This window comes from Moellerella wisconsensis ATCC 35017 (assembly GCF_001294465.1).
In the GTDB taxonomy this organism is placed as follows: domain Bacteria; phylum Pseudomonadota; class Gammaproteobacteria; order Enterobacterales; family Enterobacteriaceae; genus Moellerella; species Moellerella wisconsensis.
On sequence record NZ_LGAA01000091.1, the window covers coordinates 1 to 230 of the forward strand.

The 230-nt window shown below is 43.5% G+C and carries 1 pseudogene; it reads left to right on the forward strand.

Features of this window, described 5'->3' with window-relative positions:
- Positions 1-60: 60 nt before the first annotated feature.
- Positions 61-230, forward strand: a pseudogene (locus M992_RS15530) (acyltransferase family protein); the annotation flags it as partial.

The following is a 230-nucleotide window of genomic DNA, read 5'->3' on the forward strand; positions in this document are numbered from 1 at the left end:
ACCACGCGACTCGCCCCGCAGGATCAACCGCATGTTAAATAAAAAGAGCGTGTTGTCCTGATGAAACAAAAAGAGCTATGGATTAACCAGATCAAAGGGTTATGTATTTGTCTGGTGGTGATTTATCACTCGGTCATTACCTTTTATCCGCATCTGACCACTTTCCAGCATCCGTTATCAGAAGTCCTGAGCAAATGCTGGATCTATTTCAATCTTTACCTTGCACCCTT